This window comes from Bdellovibrio sp. BIS2 (assembly GCF_055398295.1).
In genome coordinates, this window is sequence record NZ_AP035879.1 from 3133542 (window position 1) to 3155527 (window position 21986).

Genomic DNA, 21986 nt, shown 5'->3' on the forward strand with positions numbered 1-21986 from the left:
GGATTACCGGCGTTGTTTCAGTTTTCTCTTCTTGCCGCTATTATCCGTGAATTTGAAGTTAGCATCAAAGCTTAAATCAATGCTGAGGCCCACCATGATGCGATTGTCAGCACTCTGACCCGGGTAAACACCCAGCTCCTCTGTGTAACTTGCAGCATCAAGACGGAAAATAAAGAAATCAAAGCCCGCACCATAGGAGAAATAGCCCTGATTGATACCGGCGCGGATATCCAGGAACGGAATTGAAATCTCAGTCCCCAAATGCAACTTTTTTCCGATCTGTATGTCCGGATCCAAAAGGTGCTGGCCTTCCAGAGCCACAATCCAATCAAGACCCGGAAGATCAAAGCCCAGGGACACCCCCGCCCCCAGATTCTGAGGAATATGCGATGGAGCATCCGCCCCGGCAGTTTTTTCGAAAGCCGTGTTACCCACATCTTTCCACACCACGGTCAGGGTTGGATTCAGCGGAGTGTCCGCCTGAGTCAGCAAGGCGATGTCCACGCCATAGCCGGTACCCTTGTTTTCAAATTCGTCCATGATGGCGTTGATGTCACCCGCGTTGGCCACGGTCGTCAGACCCAGCTCTTGCACGTCACCGCCCCAGCGATTCACGCGCTTCATTGCCAGGCCCAGGAAGGTCTTCGGTCCCAGCGGATAAGCTCCACCGATATAATAAGCCGAGTCGTTGCGGAAGTACGTCGTGAACTCGGGATAACCGGGGTTATGCAATTCCAAAGAAAGAGTATAGTCGGTGTAATAGCCAAAGCCTATGTAGGGTAAAGCAATCGCGGCACTTCCCGTTCCCAGGAAATGCAGACGGCGTCCAAACAGGTCGTTGTAAGTGGACGGGTCATTGGAGTCGATTCCTTCGATGGCATCAAGGTCCTCAGTGCTTGGCACTCGTCCACCCAAGCCCACGCTGAGAAGATGAATATCAAGACCCTCGATTTTACCCATCGCCGCCGGATTTGAAAACAACGCCTCCGATCCATGAACTGTCGTCAGCATTGTACCCCCCATTCCCAGAGAGCGGATAGGACGATACATCTGATTGATTTCCTGTGCCTGCGCTGACAGACCCAGAAGCAAAAGAATGAAAGACGCCAGGAACTTCATCATCAGAACCCCGGAATCTTCAGACGAGGACAGCACGCGGCTGCATCGGGATAAACTTTAGTTGGATCACAGGTGCCAAATCCCATACCGTTGGTGTCCATCAGGACTCGAATGGTATACAGAAGCTCTGCACCCACAGCGGCTTCATTCGTCGCCGTGCAGTTTCCGGCGCCTGCGACGGATTCACACTGCTCCAGCGCATCCTGCAAAGCCGTCAGCGTCGCATTGTCGCCGGAAAGCACAGATGCGAGGGCCGAGATATTCTCAAAAATCAAACCGATACCTGAAGCGATCTTTTTGGCTTCGGTGTCCGTGATAGAACGGGTGGGCGCCACAACGGGTGCCGGAATCGCCAGCGGATTTTGCGGGCTTGGACCCGGCTGGGCCCAACCATCGGTCGCTGTGGCGGTGCCCGGCGCACCGGAATAGTTATGACAGACGCTGTAATTGGTATTATAGACGCCATCCACCACGCCGTCATTTGTCGGATCCAGTTTCGCACTGATCGTTGTTCCTATGCGCGCGATACCCAGAATGGTCATGAATAGATTCTGATCCTGCGTGCGCTGCAAAACCGTACCCAAACTCGAAATAATGGAAATCGCCTGATCACAGGAAGCGGTATCAAGTGTGTTGCCCCCGAAAATCGAAACAAAGAACGGGAAGATATTCGCAGACGGGCTGTTTTGCATGCCGCTGATGATGTCCACGAAAGTAAAGCCGCATTTGCCGGCATAAGCTCCGGCCAAAGTTTCCTTCACGCTGACTTTCGCAGCGTAAGAAGGCGACAGTTGATTTTCGATAATATCAATGGCTTCGTCCCACTCCAGAGCATCGAGCTTTTTCTTGGCCTCATAGTAAAGTGCATCGTCTGAATCGGTGTCCGAGACATCGGTCAGCAGATTTGGCTGGGCACAGGAGGTGGTCAGTACCAGGCTCAGCAGAATTATGAAAGCTTGTTTAACACTTTTCATGCTTCATCCTTAAAACCGGTATGCGAACTTGACGGTGTATCGTCTGTCTTCTTTGGGTGAATCTGAGGTGCCGATCTCTTCGCCGTAGGTGGCAAACTGCCACTGAAAACGTTCGGAGGCGAGCTCCATACCAGCGGTCCAATATCTTTGATTATATCCGGCACGGGCAAAAACCACATCCCCGAAGTTCAATTCGAGACCGCCGTGGATCAATTTGGCTTTGTCCTCTTCATCCCCTGATGTTAATAAGCCACGGTACTCCACCGTCCAAGCAGAGCGAACGTAATTAGAATGAATCGGAAAGATTGCTGCTGCGACATCAATGTCCTGCTTCACCAAATTGGGACGGTTGGCTGTGTCTAATCGGACACCATGGGCCTGATCGAAGCTGGTGCCACCCACATCACGAACAACTGCCGACAATGTCGGAATCATTTTCCACGGTGCCGCCAAAATCAAACCCACATCTGTTGAAAGTCCCACACCTTCACTGGCGATGGAGTCATAACTCATCGGGCCCGTCGCAGAAAGAACCGGATCATCCACTTCCACCCGACTGATCAGTTTGGTGTTGAAGCCCAGCTTCACGCGTCCATCAAAGAAGCGGAAGTTAAAGCCCAGAACGAATGCCAGGTCATTGCGATAATAAGCATCGACGGTGCTGCCATCGGCCGCCATCGTGGCATCCAGAGTGTAGTTACCATAGATCCCCACTCCGAAATTTCTGCCCACGAAGGACGGGAACACCTGAAGTTTTGCATGATAGGGAGTGCCGCGTTTTTTATCCAATGCGCCCAGCACGTCCTCTAAGCTGTAGGGATTTGAAAAAGACTGATCCGCATAGAAGCCCTGAGTCTCTGAACCAAATTCAATTTCAGGATCGAAGATCGTCCCATAGAAATCACGCAGTTTACCCAGCGCTGCCGGATTCACCAGCAAAGCGGTTTCATCATTGGTTACAGCCAGACAGGCTCCGCCCATTCCCAGGCAGCGCACACCACTATAAAAATTATGACGCTCACGTGCATTCACTTCCAGCGTGAATACCATCAAAAGAAACATTTGAATGAGCGTTATCCACAAAATCCTTTTCATAGATACCCCGATTGAAAAACATCGAAACAAGTCATCATCCTTATCGGTCGAACAGGGGATCACATTGAGACGTTTCAGAAAAATACATTCAAAGGTCCTGCTTACATATTCGTTACGAATTCACGACCATTGTCGATTGTGAGTTAAGGCCCCCGGATGAATTCCGATAAGTTCTCTGTACCTTAGACCAAGGAGTATCCAGGATGTTTTCGAAGAAAATCGCAACCATGATTCTAGGATTGAGCGCAGCTCTTCTCACGGGATGTGAGGGTGAACAAACTGAGAAAGATATGATCGCCGAAGCCCAGTTCTGTCTGGACGAAGCGCGAGATGCCGCTTCCGCCCAAGCCTGCATGAGCAAAATCAACGGGATCACCTCCCCGAACGCTTATACATTAAGATGTGCGGCTGGATTTATTTCCTCCGGCATCACCTCTGCTGCCAACCTGTCCACGGCCCTGACTGCAATCAGTGAAGGCGGCGGTCCGACGGATATGCTGAACGCATTGAACTTTGGCGATGTTAGTCTTGTGAACGACACTGCCAACTACTGCAACCAGTCCGGTCAAAAAGGTCTGGCTTTGATTGGTGCCATGGCGAAAAGTGCGACGGCTCTTTCCAATGCCGCCGAACTTCTGAATCTGGGCTCTTGTGGTGGTGACATCGCAAGCTGTGATACAGCAGCGATTGAAGGCGCTATCAACGACATTATCGCTGATCCGAACTCGCCTGCCGCTGTGGAAGCAATCGAAGCTATCGGCTCTTCGATTCAGACGGTGTATTCCGTAACTTGTGGCGGAACCAACAACGCCAACTCTGACATCTGTGGCGACATCAACCAGGCAGCCGCTAGTGCCGGCATTGACATGTCCACCGCAGACATCAACGCCATCGGCCAAGCCCTGCTAGCCCAATGGCAACCATAAAAGGTACCTGCTTACTTTTGCAGAAGCATCGAGCCCTTTGTCCGAAATACAGATTTAGAAATAGCAAAACGGCCCTAAAGTGGGCCGTTTTCTATTTTGCTGCAGAGCTTCTGCAAAAGTAAGCAGGTACCTTTTAGAAGTCGAGGTTTAGGCGGGTCATGTAGACGCGGCTTTCAACCGGGGTGTTGCGGGTGCCGACGTCATCCGCGTAAGATGCGAAATCCAGATTGAAGATGCCCAGCTCTGCGGAAATACCTGCTGTCCAGAATGACTCTTTCAGACCCACTCTGTAGTGACCTTTCCACCAGGTGGAAACTGTCCAGTCGAATTCAAAACCAAGGTGCACACCTTTTCTCCAGTTAAAGTCAGGGTGTCCAAGATCACGCACATCCAAAACTCCGCGACCACCAAAGATCCACATGCTTGGGTATTCCCAGCGAGTCCCGATATCCACCACACGGTACAGCTTCTCCGGTTCCCCGTTCTGACCCTCTTTATTCAAGAGCTTCAAAGAAGAACCAAACCCGGTTTCAGCAACGTTACGAACCACCAAACCCACAGTCGGGCTGGCCAGACGAAGCACCGACCACAAGCCTGAATCCGGCAATTCCGGAGTCCAGAGGAAACCAATGTCGGCATCAATGGTGTAGCCTTCCAGCATGTCCTCTTTCTTAATGATCTCATCCCCGTTAGCAAAATCCGTAGAGCTGATCGGACGGCTGTAGAATCCACGGTTCACAAATTTACCGGTCACACCCCAGGAAAGACGACCATGATCCACTCCTTTGACATCATCGGCATAAGACAATGCCAGAGTGGTGTCAGCATAGACGGTCGTGTTCACCGTAGGCCCGACTTGCTGGTGCATCGCCATTTCAACCGACACATCAGCCGGAATCAGGGCAATACCCCAATTCGGACGAACCCAGAAGCCTTCCATCGGTGCGATACGCATGGAATAAACTTCGCCATAGTTCTTTTCAATCAGCTCCAGATAAGCCTGCTGTTTCTGCTGATCGGTCTGATTGCTTTTATCGATGTCCGAGAACTCATTATAGAAGTCCATCGCCCCCGGAGTCCCCCCCGCAGTCAGGGACAGATTGATTTGACCGTCTTCACGACGAGCCAGACCTGCCGGGTTATAGAACATAGCCGAATAATCATTGGCAACCGCCACGAAAGCGTCACCCATCCCCAAGGCGCGAGGAGCCTGATAATGATGGTGAATGGTGGTGCTGATGCTTTCAGCCTGCGCAGATACAGTGGTGATCATCGCAGACAGGCCCGCGAGGAACAGGAATCCTCTATTGAACATAAATTTTGCCTCCAAAATTCTTACCATTGATTGTAGACATAATTTATACTTTGTCTTATGCGAGTTTTTCTTAGCCTCCTTTTTTTGACCTTGGTCGTGAGTTCAATTCAGAGCCTTGCTGCTCCCACAACAACGACCACTTTAGAAACCTCCCCGCTTTCAGGCGAGGACGATCCTGATCTGGCATCTGTAAAAGTCTCAGATTTTGCAGAACGAAAAGAATTTATGATTCAGACGTCGCTGGGATATCAGAGCGGAAATTATCTGGAGCGCGACGAGTGGACACAAGGCCCTTATGTGGCCCTGCGCTTTGCCTTTATCAAACAATCCCCGCTGCCAGTCTGGGACTATGAGCTTTCCTACAACACTGAGGAATTCCTCGGACTCGGTTTGGGACACCGCTGGTATTTTGCGGAAGAAGACCGCTATTTGCCTTATGCCCGGCTGGGGGGCAATGCTTATCTGGAATCTTCTGACGGAGTGACGGGCTTGATTGAAATCCGCCGCTGGAGAGTTCATGCCGGGATTGGCGCCGGAGAGACCTTCACCGGCGAGATCGGCACCGGCTTTTCAGTAACCGGGCCGGATATCTATGCCCAGTTCGGCTACAATCTTCAGTTCTGATTTTTACGCTCTTCCAGCCATTTCAGCAACCGCTCCACTTCGCGCAGCAGATGCTGCTCGTCGCGGTTGTTGTGCAGGACAAAGTCCGCCCCCTGCTCTTTAAACTGAAGGGGAATCTGCGAAGCAATGCGCATCTCGATTTCATCCTCGCTCCAGTTCTGACGGCGCAGACGTTCTTTCTGCTGCTCCTTCGTGCATGACACCACGATCACACCGTCGAACTGATCCTTCGCGCGGGTCTCAAACAACAGAGGGATGTCATAGATGGCCAGCTTATGGCCCATATCCTCATACAGCCGACGACGACGGCGGGTCTCTTCACGAATCAAAGGATGGGTGATGGCTTCGAGTTTGTGCAAAAGCTCGGGATGACCGAAAACCTTCTGGCCCAGCTTACGGCGGTCCAAAGCTCCGTCGGCAGTCAAAAATTCCGGACCGAACTCTTGTATGACAGACTTAAGTCCAGCAGAGCCCGGTTTCACGACTTCCTTGGCAATTTCATCGGCATCCACCACCGGAATGTCATGAGTGCGGAGCATTCTGCTGACTGTGCTCTTGCCACAGGCTATACCTCCGGTCAGTCCAATCCATTTCATATTTGAAACTCCTTAAGGATTATTTTTATTTTACCGATAGTCTTCTCAAAGGGGAACATGATTTCATGTCTCAAGCTGTGGAACAATTTGGAAAATACATTCTTCTAGAGAGACTTGCCGCCGGTGGTATGGCGGAAGTGTATCTTTCTAAATCCACAGGCGCAGTGGGCGTCAATAAGTTTGTCGCTATCAAACGCATTCTGCCCCAATATTCCGATCATCAGGACTTTATTGAGATGTTCAAGGAAGAGGCAAAGATCGCCGTGAACCTGAATCACGGGAACGTTGTCTCAATTTACGATTTCGGGGTTGAAAAAGCCCAGTTTTTCCTTGTCATGGAATACGTCGAAGGCCGCAACCTTCGCCAGATTCTGAATGAGCTTAAAAAAACCAACACCCAATTCACCATCGAGCAGATCGTTTACATGATCAAAGAGGTGGCGGCTGGTCTTGACCACGCTCACCGCTGCATCGATGGCACCACCGGCAAACCGCTGAACATCGTTCACCGTGACATGAGTCCGCAGAACATCATGGTCAGCTTTGAAGGTGAAGTGAAGATCATCGACTTCGGTATCGCCAAAGCGGAAACGCAAATGGAGGCCACCAAAGCCGGGACTCTTAAGGGTAAATACGGTTACATGAGCCCTGAGCAGGCCGATGGCCAGTCCATCGACCCGCGCACGGATATTTTCTCCATGGGTATCGTCCTGTGGGAGCTTCTGGCCAACGACCGTCTGTTCACTTCCAACAGTGAAGCGGCGATCCTGCGCAAGATCCGTGAATGTCAGGTGCCTTCCATCAGAAAGATCAATCCTTCCGTTCCACCGGAACTGGAAAGAATTGTGAACAAAGCCCTGGCGAAGGACAAAAGCCTGCGCTATCAGACTGCGGCGGCCTTCCACCGTGATCTGAACCGTTTCCTGAATACACAATACCCTGAGTTCTCCCCGCACGACTTCAGCGTGTTCATGAAGAACGCCTTCTCGGCCGCCTTCCTTGAACAGCGCCGCAAGCTGGTGGAGTTCGCCAAAGTTCAGGCGCAGCCGACTTCTGAAGACAAAACCATTGTCACTCAGACCGACATGCGCACACCTCAGCGTCCTCCGGCCTACGCACCTCCGGCAGAAACAGCCGAAGGCGAAGAGCGTCTGGATCTGGATACCTCCACGGATATCCGTGTGAATCTGGACAATCTGAAAACGCCGCCAAAACCTTCCATGCCGAAGGTGCCTGGCGCAACAGACACCAACATCACACAAACCCGCACCTCCGCGACAGGCACTTTTGCCTCGGGTCCGGGCACCATGACACGCACGCCTTCCAGCGTGAATCAAATGGGCACACGCACCTCCATCGGCCGACCGGCACCAAGTTCTTCCATGGAAGACGTCACCGGTATTGCGATGAAAGCCGTGGGTGCTTTGCTGGTCGTCGTGGGCTTGTGGTGGGGTTACACCAATTTCGTTGCAAAAAAGTCCCCGGGTAAGTCCGGTGCCACTGCAGGTCTGACTCCAAAACCGGCCAACTCGGGCAATGCCCAGGCTGCCGGCACCCTGCAACAGACCGAACTGGCTGCCACATCACCGGAATACACAGTCACCATCTATTCCAACCCAGGCGGTGCCCGCGTGGTGATCGATGGCAACGACACCGGAGAATTCACACCGGTGCGCAAGACCGTGAAAGCCAACACTCCTTACAGTCTGCGACTGGTCAAGGAAGGTTACACGGATCTGGTGACAACCATCACTCCAACTTACGAGGCGTACTCTTTCACCGGAACTCTTCAACGACTTCCAAGAGTCGCTTCCCTGATTATCAACATCGTCAATGGCGGTGCTAATCCGGAACTTCGCATTGCCGGCGTTCCAGTCAGCATCAAACCATCCGGAGATGCCTATCTGATTCAGGCTGAAGTTGGTGTCAAAATACAGGCTAGAAACAAGACGACAGGACTCTCTGCAGAAACCACAATTACGGTTCCAGCAGACCAGAGAAAAATTGTAGATTTGTATCTGAAATAATCACTTCGTCGCAAAGTTACGGCAACCAGGAGTATTCATCATGACGAAGCCCACCACTTTGGGTCATTCCATTCTAAGCATGCGCAGCCGCAGTCCTCATCATGTGGCTGTCAAGTACAAGGTCAACGACTCCTGGAAAGAAAAAAGCTGGAACGAATACTACTCTGATATCGAGGCTGTTGGCTGTGCCCTGCTGTCTTTGGGGATCAAACCTGGCGACCGTGTTGCCATTATGTCCAACACGCGGGTGGAATGGTCCACGGCAGATCTGGGAATTTTCGGCATCAAAGCCATCACTGTGCCAATCTATCAGAATAACACCGCCGATGATGTGGAATACATTCTGAACAACTCTGAATCCCGCATTCTGATCTGCGAAAGCCGCGGACCTTTGAAAACATTCGAGTCCGTGAAGGCAAAATGCCCGAAAGTGGAAAAGGTCATCGTCTTTGACGAAACCTGCCCGAACCCGGAGGCGATCACGTGGCCGAAACTTTTGCAGATGGGTAAAGACTATCTGGCAAAACACCCAAGTCAGTTCCAGGAACTCTGCGCTTCTTTGACCCAGGAAGATATCGCCACTATTTTGTACACTTCCGGAACCACCGGTCGCCCTAAAGGCGTGGTGATGACTCACCTTCAGGCCATCAGCGAAGTCAGCGAAGCTTTCCCGCTGTGTGGTGCCACGGAAGCGGACACTTCCCTGTCCTTCCTGCCTTATGCGCATATTTTGGGACGCATTGAACACTGGGGACATGCTTATATCGGCTTCACCCTGGCTTTTGCAGAAAGCCTGGAAAAAATGCGTGGCAATCTGACAGAGGTTCGTCCGACATTCCTGATGTCAGTTCCCCGCATCTTTGAAAAAATTTATGCTGCGGTCACCGCACAGATTCAGACTCAGCCGTTGAAAATGAAAATCTTCAACTGGGCTTTGGAAGTCGGCACCAAAGTGGGCGACTACAAAATGAGCGGCCAGGTTTTGCCACTGGATCTGCTGGTAAAATACGAACTGGCGAAAAAACTTGTTCTGGACAAGATCCCGACGGCTTTCGGCGGACGTCTGCGCTTTGCCATCAGTGGTGGCGCACCGATCCCTCGTGAAATCGCATTGTTCTTCCACGCCGCAGGTGTGTTGATTCTGGAAGGCTATGGTCTGACTGAAACAACGGCCGCTATCACGGTGAACACTCCATTCAATTACAAATTTGGCAGCGTCGGCCGCCCGATTGGCGAAGTGAAGCTGAAGATCGCTGAAGACGGCGAGATCATGGTTAAAAGCGACAAGGTGATGAAGGAGTACTACAAAAATCCTGAAGCCACCAAAGAAGCCTTCACCGATGGCTGGTTCCACACCGGCGACATTGGCGAAATCCTGCCAGGTGGTGACTTGAAAATCACCGACCGTAAAAAAGATCTGATCAAAACCGCCGGCGGCAAGTACGTGGCCCCACAACGCCTGGAAGGGCTGCTAAGTCTGTCCCCGTACATCGCCAATGTTCTGGTTCACGGCGATCAGAAGAAATACATCGTGGCTTTGATCACGCTGGATCGTCCGGCTGTTGAGAATCTGGCCAAGGAAAAACAAGTCAGTTATTCCGACTGGAATTCCCTGGTGCAATCCCCGTTCGTGGCCGAACTGATCCGCAAAGCGGTGGCTGAAACCAACGCCCAACTGGCAAGTTTTGAAAGCATCAAAAAATACATCATTCTGCCCAATGAATTCACTGTGGAGGGCGGCGAACTGACGCCTTCCCTGAAAGTGAAAAGAAAAGTGCTGGATCAGCGCTATAAGGAAAAAATCGAAGAGCTCTATCTATGAGAACACTGCTGGTCACCTCGGCGGTGACATTTGTTCCGAACAACTATGACAAGCTGACGTTGCCGTTGGCGCAAGAGCCTCATATCGAGGCTCTTGTCGTTATCGACAACCGCGACTGGGACATTGTCATCAAAGCCCTTTTGCTGATCCTAAGCATGGCGGCCCCCCGCATGGGCCTGCAACTGCTGAAAAACTTCTTCGACAACTCCCTGAAACGAAAACAGCTGGCCTATGAGGCCGCTGGCAAAAAGGTCTACGTCGTCAAAGACATCAACTCCGAGTCATCCCTGGCCCTGCTGGAGCGTCTGCAGCCGGATCTGATCCTGAATGCGCGCACTCGCTCGTTCTTTAAAAAGAAGCTGCTGGCCATTCCCAAAATGGGATGCTTGAACATCCATCACGGGCTATTGCCGGATCAGCGCGGTCTGATGTGTGACTTTTGGGCCCATCTTTTAGACACCCCGGCAGGATTTTCCATTCATGAAATGACCTCAAAGCTGGATGACGGCGCCTTGCTAAAGGTCGTGGAAGTTCCCTCCGATAAAAAGGATTATTTGCAGTCCCTGGATCTTGGAGCGTCATTCGAAGCAAAAGCAGCCTCGCAGATCCTTAAGGAGTTCGCCTCCCAAGGTAAGATTCAGGGTCTTGAGAATCAGAAAACTGAAAGAACGGTTTACAGAAGCAATCCACGCTTGCGTGACTTTTACCGGCTTCGTTCAAAAGGAGTCAGAATATGAAAACCATCATTGCTCTGCACGGAAACCCCGGCCATCCTGAGGACTGGAGCCTTTTACAAAAGAGTCTGGATCCGAAAGCCTACAAACTGCTGGCCGTGGAGGCCGACAGCGAGGAATGGATCCGCCTGCTGACTCAGGACAAATCTAAAAAAATTCTTCTGGGTCATTCCTGGGGCGGATACCGTATTCTGAAGTCCCTGCCGAAATATCAGGACTATGTTGAACAGGTGGTGCTGGTCACCCCTTACATCAAACCCGAGCGCCCGCTTTCAGCAGTGGCCAAAGGGCTTCTGCAGTTCCCGATTCTGGGTGACAAGCTGATTCAATCCAGTCATTCAAAATCGAAAGACAGCTTCTTTGCTGATCTGATTCATCCCCTCAAGGCCGACACCCTTCCCTATCTTGCCAAGGTTCAAGAACGTTTGCAGGACTGGAAGCTGTGGCAAAAGACTGTCGCCAACAAAATGAAAATGGAAGCTCTGCCGTGGTCTTCCGGCGACGTCTGCAAGGTGCCCGTAACTGTGATCTATGGCCGTCAGGACAAGATCAGTCAGGATCAGGCTCAGAATGAAATCGTCACCAAGTACCCCTCCCATAAAATTGTCCATGTCGAGAATGCGGGGCATGGGCTGCTGTGGTCTCACGTTCAGGACATCCTGAAAGTTCTGACTGCGGAGGTCAGCAGCAGTGCCTCTGCTTCTGATCATAAAATTGGCTATTATCCGGGTGAGGACGGAAGAAACAACGTCATCACCTACATGGAAAAACACCTGCGCGAATTCCCTGAACGCGTGGCTTTGCGCTGGGCAAACCCCCAAGCCTTGGCGCAGTGGAACGGGGATCCAAAAACCCCGATCAAACACGATGAAATCACCTATCGCCACTTCGCCGCCCGCATCAACTCCTTTGCTCGGGGTTTGCTGGATATCGGTATTAAAAAAGGCGACCGGGTCATCATCTTCCTGCCGATGAGCCTGGACATGTACACCGCGATGTTTGCAGTTCAGCGCATTGGTGCCATTGCCGTGTTCCTGGATTCCTGGGCACGCAGTCACCATCTGGGCGCTTCCGCGGAATGCGTGGGCCCCAAAGCCATGATCAGTTTTAAAATGGCGTTTGATCTGGTGGAACAAGTGCCAGAGTTTAAGTCCATGCCAATTCGGGTGCTGTACGGACCGGGTGACAAGTTCACTCACAAATTCGAAGAGCTGTTGAAAGCGGAACCTTCACCGATTGAACCGGTCGAAAGTGAATTCACGGCTTTGATCACCTTTACAACAGGATCCACGGGAAAACCAAAGGGTGCCAACCGCACTCACCGCTTCCTGTCGGCCCAGCACCATGCCCTTTCCCACGTGATTCCGTACACCGAGAAAGACAAGGACATGCCGGCCTTCCCGATTTTCAGTTTGAACAATCTGGCATCCGGAGTGACCACCATCTTACCAGCGCTGAATCTGGCGGCCCCCGCGGCCCACGACTCGGCCCTGCTGGCGTGTCAGATCCTTCACGAAAATATCAACTGCACGACTCTGTCCCCGAGCATGCTGGTCGGTGTTGCCAAGTTCTGTAAAGAGAACAACATTCAACTGACCGGACTGCGCCGCGTGGTGACCGGCGGTGCGCCGATTTCCAAGGATGACGTTAAAGCCTTCTATGAGATCGCCCCGCAAACAGATCTGTGGATTCTGTACGGCTCCACGGAAGCTGAACCGATGGCCCACATTGAAGGTCGCGACATGCTGAAAGAAAGCAACATCACCGATCCAGAGATCATCGAGGAGGGTGTGAATGTCGGCCATATCAGTGAAGACATTGACTATCGCTTCATCCGCATCAAAGACGGCCCGATCGAGCTGAAGGATTCTCCGTGGTCCCAGATCGAAGTGCCAAATGGTGAAGTCGGGGAATTCATCTGTACCGGGGACCACGTCTGCCGGGACTATTACAACAACCCTGACGCCTTCAAGACCACCAAAATTATGGATGAAAAGAACCGCGTATGGCACCGCACGGGTGACTTGGCTTACATCGATCCCGACAAAAACCTGTGGATCGTGGGCCGTGTGAACAACGCGATCGAACGAGCGGGCAAGTACTACTTCCCGGTGCGCGCCGAGGTTCTTTTAAAGCGTATGGACTTCACATACCGCTGTGCTTTCCTGGGCATGGATGATGCGAAGCTGGGCCAGGCCACTTATGCCGTGGTCGAACTTAAAGAAGGCATCGATGCTGCGACATTTGACTTTGCCGCCGCAAAAAAAGAAATCCAGCGTGTCTTTGAAAAAAACAAAATCCCGGTCGATGAGATCAAATTCGTCAACAAGGTTCCAATGGACCCGCGCCATCATTCCAAAGTGGAATACAAAGTATTGCGCGACCAACTGAAAGAGCCAGGAGTCGTCATTGGCTAAGTGGTGGATTCTGATTAAAGAAAGATTCAGTCCGGCCTCTTATGTGCCCATGATATTCTTATTCTCATGGGCCAACGGACTGTATCTGACCAATTCTCAGGGGCAGGACTGGAGCTGGTCCCGCTTCGCAGTGGTCTTTGTTCTGATGCTGTCGTTCTTTTTCCGCATGCGCCTGTTTGATGAAATCAAGGACTATGAGGTCGACCTGAAGGTCAACCCCACCCGCCCGCTGGCGCGCGGGGTTTTGTCCGTGGCACAGGTCAAAAAAGCGCTGCTGCTTCTGATACTGTTGGAACTGGGGATCGCAGGCTCTTTGGGGCTTTCACCTTTCCTGGTGCACGCCATTGCCATCGGATACAGCCTGATGATGTATGAAGAGTTCTTCATCGGTGACCTGCTGCGCCCGCACCTGACCACCTATGCGGTGTCTCACACCTTTGTGAGTGCACTGTTGGGATTGTCGGCAGGGATTGCCATGACCGGCATGGACCTGAGCCAGTTGAAGACAGAGCACGGCCTGTTCTTTTTGATGAACTGGTTCTTTTTCAACTTGTTTGAATTTGCCCGAAAGACCTTCGCCCCGGAAGAAGAGCGCGACCATGTTCCCAGCTATTCCAATATTTTTGGGTGCACCGGAGCCTGGGCCCTTTCCATCAGCCAGGCGGTTTTGGGTGTGGCCTTGATTTACTTCCTGCACCCGAATCTCTGGCCGCCGATTGCTTTGACAATCTATGTGGCCGTGAGCCTTGCCTATCTTTTGCGTAAATCACGCAAAACGGCGGCTTTCTTTAGAAATATCAGCGGCGTTTATCTTCTGGTTCATTACATCATCCTTATTTGTATCTTGGGAGTTTAACCATGCTTGTCACCCCCAAATCGACTCTGTTTTTCGCAAAGAATGAAGCCGGTGGAAAAGGTTTTAATCTTTACTTGATGTCCCAGGCCGGCTTGCCGGTTCCTGAATGGGTGGTTTTCGGCAAGCGCTACTTCCATGAATTTCTGCAGTCTGCGGATGTAAAATCCCGTCTGGAAGGCATTTTAGACCGCCTGCTCCGCCAGGAGCTGACACCTGCGCAGGCGGAAAAAGAAGTTTTAAATCTGTTTGAATCCACTCCCCTGCCTGCGATTGTCGAGGCGTCCCTGGACGAAGCCTTGAAGTCGCTGGGGTCCGACAAAGTCTTTTCCGTGCGCTCTTCGGCGGCAGATGAAGACAGTCTGTCCCATTCCTTTGCCGGTCAGCTTTCAAGCTATCTGTATGTTTCCGGCAAAGCAGACATTCTGAAATACATCCGTCAGTGCTGGGCCTCGGCGTTTTCTGAACGCGGTCTGGTGTATCGCCTGGAAAACAAGATTGATCTGAAAAAAATATCGGTGTCTGTGGTTCTGCAACGCATGATCGACCCTGATAAATCCGGTGTTCTGTTTACCTGTGATCCCGTGGCAAAAAAGACCGACAGCTATGTCGTGTCCTCTGTCTATGGCGTCGGTGAGGGGTTGGTTTCCGGGGCCCTGGATGCTGACTCCTTCTGGCTTGATGCCAAAAACGGAAAACTTTTGCGGGAAGAACTGGTCGAGAAAAAAGAGATGATGAAGAAATCCGCCTCTGGTCATTGCGAAATGAAACCGGTCAGTGCGGAAAAGGTGAACACGGCCTCTTTAAGTTCTGAAGAACTGAATGGCCTTTACCGCCTGGGGCAAAGAATCCAGGAACAATACCATCGGCCTCAGGATATCGAGTGGGCTGTGGAAAGCGGCAAGATCTATATTCTGCAAACCCGCCCGGTCACAAGCCTGGATCAGGATCTGATTGGTTATCCGAATCTGTGGGACAATTCGAACATCATCGAATCCTATGGCGGCCTGACGTCACCGCTGAGTTTTAGCTTCGCGCTAAGGAACTACAAAGCCGTCTATGTGCAGTTCTGTGAGGTCCTGGGGGTTCCCAACGACATCATCAAGGACATGGATTCGTATTTAAGTTACATGCTGGGTTCTTTGGACGGACGCGTGTACTACAACCTGTTTAACTGGTACAAACTGGTCGGTGTCCTGCCGGGCTTTAAACAAAACCGCGAGTTCATGGAAACCATGATGGGTGTGTCTGAAGCCCTCAGCGATGAAATCGCCAATCGTATCAAGCCCCATCCATCCTGGGACACTCCGGTGGGCCGCCTGCGCAAGGCGATCACGGGCTTTAACTTTATCAAATACCACTTCACCATCCAAAGTGTGGTGGATGATTTCCTGACGACCTTCCACAAGGACTATGACCGCTTCCGCGCGATGCCGTTAAAACGCATGCGCGGGGACCAATTGATCCGCGTGTATATGGATGTTGAAAGAAACATGCTGGGCCGCTGGAAGGCGCCCATTATCAACGACTTCCTGTGCATGGTGCACTTTGGTCTTTTGCGAAAGCTCACGACAACGTGGCTGAAAGAACTTGATTCCACCATTCAAAATGATCTGCTGGCCGGAGAAGGCGGACTGGAAAGTGCCGAGCCCACCAAGGCGTTATTGCGACTGGCGGCAAAAGCCAATCAAAATGAAGGCCTGCGCAAGCTGATTGAAGAAACCGATCCGAAAGAAGGCCTTGAAGCCCTGAACCAGTCCCAGTACACCGAGTTCTATAAGCTGGTGCTGGACTATCTGGATCGCTTCGGCTTCCGCTGCATGAGCGAGATGAAGCTGGAAGAGATCGATCTTCTGACCGACCCAAGCTATCTGTTTGTGTGTCTGAAGAACTATCTGAAGTCCGGTCAGGTCGAAGCCCATGACGACACTCACGAAAAAAATCTGCGCCAGCAGGCCGAGGCCAAAGTGGCCGGACACCTGACAGGCTTTAAGCAGAAAATCTATTTCTGGGTTCTGAAGCACGCGCGCAAAGCGGTGAAAAACCGCGAGAACACACGCTTTGCCCGCACCCGTATTTACGGGATCGCCCGCACGATCTTCCAGACAATTGGTGAAGACCTGGCTTCTTTGGGCGCACTGGAGAATCCACGCGACATCTTCTGGCTGACCATCGAAGAGGTCTTTGGGATTTACAATGGCACCCTGCCATCGTTTGATCTGAAAGCCTTCGTGGAGCTTCGCAAGAAGGACTATGCCCGCTTCACCGAAGAAACCGACCCGCGTGTGATGACTCGTGGAGCGGTTTACTGGAACAACAAGTTCATCAAGGAAGAAGACCTGTCCCAGGTCAGCAGCGAAACCGGTGACTGGGATCTGAAAGGACTGCCATGCTGTCCGGGCGTGCTGGAAGGTGTGGTGAAAGTTATCATCAATCCAAGCGACAACCTGGATCTGAATGGCGAGATTCTGGTCACGGCGCGCACCGATCCAGGATGGGTGCCTCTGTATCCGGCGATTTCAGGTCTGTTGGTAGAACGCGGAAGTCTGCTTTCACATTCAGCCATCGTGGCCCGTGAAATGGGCATCCCAGCGATCGTCAGCATCCCGGGCCTGACCAAGAAACTGAAAACCGGCATGCGAGTGCGAATTGACGCCAAAGCCGGAACCATCAAGATTCTGTCGGAGTAGCGGCGCTGCTCCAGCTTGCGCACCTGCCGGTGCTCCAGCACTGCGGGCGAGGCCGAAAAAAAGGCTGCGAGGAATCTCGCAGCCTTCTGCTTTTTGGGGAAAGCACTTTTAGGGACTAAAGCTTCAATGTGCCAAGTTCGAACTGTTCAAGACCTTTGAAGATCATTTTCAGCTGATCAGAGAACACGGTGGATTTGCGGGAATCCAGATCCACCGTCGTGCATGGAACTGCGCCCACAAGTTTCTTCAGAACCTTGCATTTCACAGTGGTGGAGCAACTGGTGTTGTTGCAGGCCACTGGAGTTCCGTTGAAGAAGCTTAAAGTCGGATTGGTCATGAAGGCCTGAGTGTCGATGGCTTCCGCACAAGCTTTGCGGCGAACGCCGGACTTGTCAGAAGGACACATCCAGTCCTTCACGGCATCAATAAGATCCGCACGGGAGGACTGCAAAGTCAGCGGCTTCACCGTCGGGGTCAACAAAGTGAAATGAATTGTCGCCTGAGGGATCAAAGCATCCACCGGAGAGAACACTTTATAGAAACCCAAACCACGGCTGAATGTACCGAAGGAATCAACATACGGGGAATTCACTGGTTTCAAACGCAGACATTTTTTAGTCGTGCATTCCAGCGTCTGCTGGGTGATGCGGGAAGTGGTCCCGATGCGAGTGAGGTTTTCAGGGTAGTAGCCAACATCGTGATAGTACCAGTTGCCGTCAGTCATCATCTCTTGGAAGTCAGAGGATGCGAAAGAACCAAACACCGGGCGACGCCACATTTTTGCCGCCGCCGGGGCCAACAGCCAACCGGAGTTGCAGGAATGGAACACCACAAAGGCATTCGGTGCCAAGACACTGCCGATTTGCGCGAACTCTTCGTCTTCATGATCCAAACGGTCCCGTTTGTCCTGAAGGCGGAAACCATTATAGGTATTGGCATGTCCATAGAACTGCAAAGAAGAAATCGGCGCATTCAAATACTGAAGGGCCAACACCAGGCGTTCTTTACCCAGATCATCATTGTCAGCCTTGCGGAAACCAAAGCCCGCGTTGGCCAACATCGCGCTTTCAGCAGAAAGAGACTCATTCACCGCGCTGATGATCACGCGCTGTCTTTGAGGGAAACGGTCACGGGACACCTTAGCACCAATGATCGCAGACTGAAGGAACTGAGTCCCCTGGTCATTACCAAAGCCCGCAACAAATACGTCCGTAGGAACACCTGCACGAAGCTTTGCCGGTTCAGAAGCAATCAGATAAGCCGCACTTTTTTGCGCCCAAGAACCCGCCACAAAAGCCAGAGCTCCAACAAGAAGCTTGAATTTCATTTTGACCTCACAAGTTAAAAACTGAAGGCCACGTTCTACCACAAACACGAGGTGATCTAAACATTCTGTGATAATTCACAAAGGCGCATGAAAAGAGTTCAGTAAAACGTCACAGTGTAAAAAACTTAGACAGCCATGTTCATCGTAATGCCCGCGTTTTCCCTCTGATATGGGCATGGCTCTCGCACCTGTCCCCGTGTGATTTAAAAATGGAGATTATATGAAAATTCTGAAATCAATCGTGCTGGTAGCTTTGAGTCTTTCTGCGGTAAATGCTTCTGCTTATGGTTTGGAGTGCACCACTCAGTCCCATATCATGGACTTCTTAACGCTTGACCGTGATGGCGGTGAAGAGACCATCACCGTGAACTATCTAAGCGAGCAAAAAGAGCGCTTCCTGGTGATCAAACACACAAGGGACCACATTGTGGCCGTCAAAGGCCAAGTCAGCGAGTCGAATCCAAGAAAAGTCGAACTGATGTTGGACGAATCCGGCAACGGCCAAATGGCCCTTTACGGACAGACAGCCGACATCAGCTGCACCGAAAAATAAACCCAAAAAAAAGGGAACTAAGTGGTTCCCTTTTTTATTCTAAGATTTTCTAAAGATATGGAATTGGTAAACGCCAGTTCCATCTTTGTTTTGGGCCCAGACATTCTTGTCGCCGAGCTCTTCCCACCCCTTCAGATCAATTGCCGTTGGCGCACGCATAAAGGATCGGATCACCATCTGGGTGCCGGCTTTGCTGTCTGTGTTTAGTCTTTGCAAAATCTGATTGGCATCACGCTGTTCAAGATAAGAAATCGTGTCGGATAAAGAGATAAAATCATAGGCATGCTTCGGCAGCTCTTCCAAAAGATTGCCGTGCAGGTAGCGCACTTCGGTTTTGGACTTTTTCACGGCCGCCACAACATGTTCGTGGGCTTCGAGTGGCAAACCTTCTTCATAGGCAATGCGGCCCAGGAAAAGAATCTGCATGAAGTAGTTCTTGCGAACCAATTGCGTGCGGAAGATACGATCAAACTCTTCCATGATAAACTGCCACGGGGCCCGCTGCTCGGTTTTATGATCGGCGCGACCACTGAAGTGGCCTTTGTACAGGTACTTGTTAAACACGAACTCACTGGCCGCCACACGGATGAAGCTGTTCCAGCGGATTTTCGGCCAGTGCTTTTCATAAAGCTCGATCTGTTCTGACAGTGTTTGCGCCGCAAAGACTTTGCTGAAATCGCATTGCAAGACATCACGGAACAAATAACCCAGCTTCTGGAAGTGGGATTCCCAACGGCCCAGCAGAATGAAACCGCGCGGTTTCCAGCCTTCCACGCGCTCTTGCCAGTAGCTGGCAGCGGCGGCGGACAAAGTCAAACGCTTGAACAGCTCTTCCCGGCTGTCGCCTTCGTCATGCCCCCCTTGCAAAGCCCCGCGATAGCCCATCAGGTACAGGTACTCCTCATAGGTCAATGTCTTCATCGCCTGCAGGCGCAGCTCGCACAAATACAACTGACTGACCGACATGTCGATCACGTCCAGATTCTTCGGGTTCTTTGCAATCAGCGGCAGACAGCGAGCCCCGGATCCAGCGATGCTGAATACGCGGTTGGCGCCTTCCGGCAACAATTCAAATTCAATGCGCGTGTCTTCGTTGGACAGGGTGTAGTTCAGATCAGAGAAGTATTCTTTTGCCATTGCTGACTCCCATTAAAAAGGCAAACTGCCGGTAAATTCCAAACGCAAACCGACGACGTAACCGCCGGTGATTTCTTCATACATATCGTAAAGCCCGCCGTCTTTCCCCTGATAGCTCTGGGCAAAGACAGTGGAAGTAAAATAATCCGTCCAGTTATAACCATAACTGGCATTCACAAAAAGATCCTTGGTCGTGTCGTTCTGATAAAGCTGAAAGAACACGTCATGACGGTTCGGATTCCACTGCGCACTGACGTAGTAAGACACTTGAGTCTGTGTCCCCGCCAGAGTGTTGACCTCATAAGCGGTCACCTGCGGCAGCACCACCCAATTCCCCAGGAACAGATCCATCCCGACCGTGCCAAAGCTGCGATCACTTTTGATCGTGTCGGGCAAGGTGGTGTCATCCACATAGCCGTATTCAAACTTGGGAACTGCGGTTTCAAAGGCATAGTTGGCGGTAAAGCCATAGTGATTGCGATTCAGAATCTGCGCTGACACCAGGGACAGGCCAAAGCCTTTGACGTCCATCTTCAGACGGCCACCAAAACTGGTGTTTTTTTCTTCCACAGGCTCCGGTGCCGGGATGGGATAGGTGGACTCGGCAACATCCCCGATTCCGACCATATCCAAGGACCACGTTTCACGGGCATAGGAAAAGGAAGCCCCGGTTGGATGAGTCAGCTGATCCTGGAACGGATCAAAAAACAATCTTGCCCAACGGCGGCCCGACCACACGTCCAAAGACGGCAGGGACCACATTTCACTCCAGCGAATGGCCTGACGGCCCACCCGCACATAGAATGAGTCCAGCTTGAATTCCAGATAGGCTTCCTGCAGATAACCTTTTGAAGGAGAACGGCGGATATAGGCTTGATCTTCATTGCCCTCAAAGTCGCCAAAGCCTTCAATGAAAACTCCGAAAGGCCCCAGATTGCTGTTCAGTTTGCCTTTCAAAATCAGGCGGTTGGCCAGCTCGTCTTCCTGACCACGGATATACTCATAGCGAGGCGCAAACACCAGGTCTGCCCTCGCCCAAGGAGTCATCATCAGAAGTGTCAGAAGAACCAGAAATCTCACTTATTTCATGCTCTCCATATTGCGGACCGTGAAGAAGGAGTCACTGAAGTCCTTCTTGTCCATGGAAAGAATACGGATGTAGCTGATTTGTTTGTTAGTGTCTTCGATCTTCAAAGTCGTCGGACGGACGGCGCCCGAGATGCTCTTATAGTCTTCAAAGCTTGCGCGCTTCAGGACCGTTTTACCATTCAAACCCAGATATTCCGCACGCAATGGAGCAAAGGTCCCTTTCTTAAGCCACAGGCGAACCCACGCATAAGTCAGGTTGTCTTTATTGCCCTTCAAAAGCAGTTGAACTTCGTTGGCGTTTTCGCTTTCTTTCGTCACATCATAGTCACCATACCAGCGGGTGCGGGAAATATCCCCGTTCGCCACCTGACCGGAAAGCTTTTGTGCCAAAGAAAGGCGCATGGAACGCTTCAGATTCGGAACATACGCGTTGAAATCACGATCCAGCATCAGCATGTTGCGACCCTTGTCACGGGCAGGTTCTTTGGTGACGATCAGGGTTTTATCCTGACCTTTCAAATAAACCTGGAACACCGAGGTGTTTTCAGACGTTTCAACCTTGATTTTCATTTCATAGGATTCAGCAGGATTGCGGATATTGTCCGCCTTTTTCACCCATTCCGCGGGATTTTCCGCCAGGGCATGCAAAGAGAATAACAAGCTGCTGATCGCCAAAAGTGTCTTCATG

Annotated in this window: 18 protein-coding genes; 9 read left to right on the forward strand and 9 right to left on the reverse strand. The window is 51.5% G+C overall.

Annotation, left to right across the window (positions count from 1 at the left end; genetic code table 11):
* Positions 1–3: 3 nt before the first annotated feature.
* From ACZ520_RS14920 to ACZ520_RS14930, 3 genes are read right to left on the reverse strand one after another with little or no spacing between them, the layout of a single operon-like run.
* Complete coding sequence (locus ACZ520_RS14920) at positions 4–1122, reverse strand: hypothetical protein (RefSeq protein ID WP_232469111.1); 1119 nt, start codon at positions 1120–1122, stop codon at positions 4–6.
* Positions 1122–2093: a hypothetical protein gene (locus tag ACZ520_RS14925; protein WP_464126315.1), complete on the reverse strand. Its 972-nt coding sequence runs from the start codon at positions 2091–2093 to the stop codon at positions 1122–1124. Before ACZ520_RS14925 ends, ACZ520_RS14920 begins: the two co-directional genes overlap by 1 nt.
* A gap of 9 nt (positions 2094–2102) precedes the next feature.
* A complete protein-coding gene (locus tag ACZ520_RS14930) occupies positions 2103–3155 on the reverse strand; it encodes a hypothetical protein (RefSeq protein WP_374031096.1) in 1053 nt (350 codons plus the stop codon).
* Positions 3156–3391: 236 nt separating this feature from the next.
* Here ACZ520_RS14930 and ACZ520_RS14935 point away from each other — a divergent pair, with 236 nt between their 5' ends.
* Positions 3392–4114 (forward strand): hypothetical protein, encoded by a 723-nt coding sequence (locus ACZ520_RS14935; RefSeq protein ID WP_088564348.1) that lies wholly within the window; start codon positions 3392–3394, stop codon positions 4112–4114.
* A gap of 133 nt (positions 4115–4247) precedes the next feature.
* Here ACZ520_RS14935 and ACZ520_RS14940 read toward each other — a convergent pair whose 3' ends face one another.
* Positions 4248–5429, reverse strand: a complete 1182-nt coding sequence (locus ACZ520_RS14940; protein ID WP_232469107.1) for a hypothetical protein — start codon at positions 5427–5429, stop codon at positions 4248–4250.
* Positions 5430–5525: 96 nt separating this feature from the next.
* Here ACZ520_RS14940 and ACZ520_RS14945 point away from each other — a divergent pair, with 96 nt between their 5' ends.
* A complete protein-coding gene (locus tag ACZ520_RS14945; RefSeq protein ID WP_464126318.1) occupies positions 5526–6053 on the forward strand; it encodes a hypothetical protein in 528 nt (175 codons plus the stop codon).
* On the opposite strand, the gene coaE is transcribed toward ACZ520_RS14945, so the two are convergent.
* Positions 6044–6649, reverse strand: coding sequence for a dephospho-CoA kinase (gene coaE / locus ACZ520_RS14950; protein ID WP_416480055.1), 606 nt, complete (start codon positions 6647–6649; stop codon positions 6044–6046). The genes ACZ520_RS14945 and coaE overlap by 10 nt on opposite strands.
* A gap of 65 nt (positions 6650–6714) precedes the next feature.
* Here coaE and ACZ520_RS14955 point away from each other — a divergent pair, with 65 nt between their 5' ends.
* Genes ACZ520_RS14955 through ACZ520_RS14980 form a run of 6 tightly spaced genes read left to right on the forward strand, consistent with a single transcriptional unit; the run spans position 6715 to position 17192 of the window.
* Positions 6715–8676 (forward strand): protein kinase domain-containing protein, encoded by a 1962-nt coding sequence (locus ACZ520_RS14955; RefSeq protein WP_464126319.1) that lies wholly within the window; start codon positions 6715–6717, stop codon positions 8674–8676.
* Between the two features lie 40 nt (positions 8677–8716).
* Positions 8717–10498 carry an AMP-dependent synthetase/ligase gene (locus ACZ520_RS14960; RefSeq protein WP_416480054.1) on the forward strand — a complete coding sequence of 594 codons (1782 nt, stop codon included), beginning with the start codon at positions 8717–8719 and terminating at the stop codon, positions 10496–10498.
* Positions 10495–11235: a formyltransferase family protein gene (locus tag ACZ520_RS14965; protein WP_464126321.1), complete on the forward strand. Its 741-nt coding sequence runs from the start codon at positions 10495–10497 to the stop codon at positions 11233–11235. The genes ACZ520_RS14960 and ACZ520_RS14965 overlap by 4 nt, the downstream gene beginning before the upstream one ends.
* Positions 11232–13649, forward strand: coding sequence for an alpha/beta fold hydrolase (locus ACZ520_RS14970; RefSeq protein WP_464126323.1), 2418 nt, complete (start codon positions 11232–11234; stop codon positions 13647–13649). The genes ACZ520_RS14965 and ACZ520_RS14970 overlap by 4 nt, the downstream gene beginning before the upstream one ends.
* Entirely contained in the window at positions 13642–14505 is an 864-nt protein-coding gene (locus tag ACZ520_RS14975) for a UbiA family prenyltransferase (RefSeq protein WP_464126325.1), read from the forward strand. The genes ACZ520_RS14970 and ACZ520_RS14975 overlap by 8 nt, the downstream gene beginning before the upstream one ends.
* Positions 14506–14507: 2 nt before the next feature.
* Entirely contained in the window at positions 14508–17192 is a 2685-nt protein-coding gene (locus ACZ520_RS14980) for a phosphoenolpyruvate synthase (protein ID WP_417868283.1), read from the forward strand.
* A 115-nt stretch (positions 17193–17307) separates the two neighbouring features.
* On the opposite strand, the gene ACZ520_RS14985 is transcribed toward ACZ520_RS14980, so the two are convergent.
* A complete protein-coding gene (locus ACZ520_RS14985) occupies positions 17308–18519 on the reverse strand; it encodes a hypothetical protein (protein WP_374031111.1) in 1212 nt (403 codons plus the stop codon).
* A gap of 220 nt (positions 18520–18739) precedes the next feature.
* Here ACZ520_RS14985 and ACZ520_RS14990 point away from each other — a divergent pair, with 220 nt between their 5' ends.
* A complete protein-coding gene (locus ACZ520_RS14990) occupies positions 18740–19072 on the forward strand; it encodes a hypothetical protein (protein ID WP_374031112.1) in 333 nt (110 codons plus the stop codon).
* Between the two features lie 39 nt (positions 19073–19111).
* Here ACZ520_RS14990 and ACZ520_RS14995 read toward each other — a convergent pair whose 3' ends face one another.
* Genes ACZ520_RS14995 through ACZ520_RS15005 form a run of 3 tightly spaced genes read right to left on the reverse strand, consistent with a single transcriptional unit; the run spans position 19112 to position 21985 of the window.
* On the reverse strand, positions 19112–20209 hold the full coding sequence (locus tag ACZ520_RS14995; protein WP_464126328.1) for a BtaA family protein: 1098 nt from the start codon (positions 20207–20209) through the stop codon (positions 19112–19114).
* A gap of 12 nt (positions 20210–20221) precedes the next feature.
* Entirely contained in the window at positions 20222–21289 is a 1068-nt protein-coding gene (locus ACZ520_RS15000; protein WP_464126330.1) for a hypothetical protein, read from the reverse strand.
* Entirely contained in the window at positions 21290–21985 is a 696-nt protein-coding gene (locus tag ACZ520_RS15005; RefSeq protein WP_088564331.1) for an outer membrane lipoprotein-sorting protein, read from the reverse strand.
* Position 21986 lies beyond the last annotated feature (1 nt).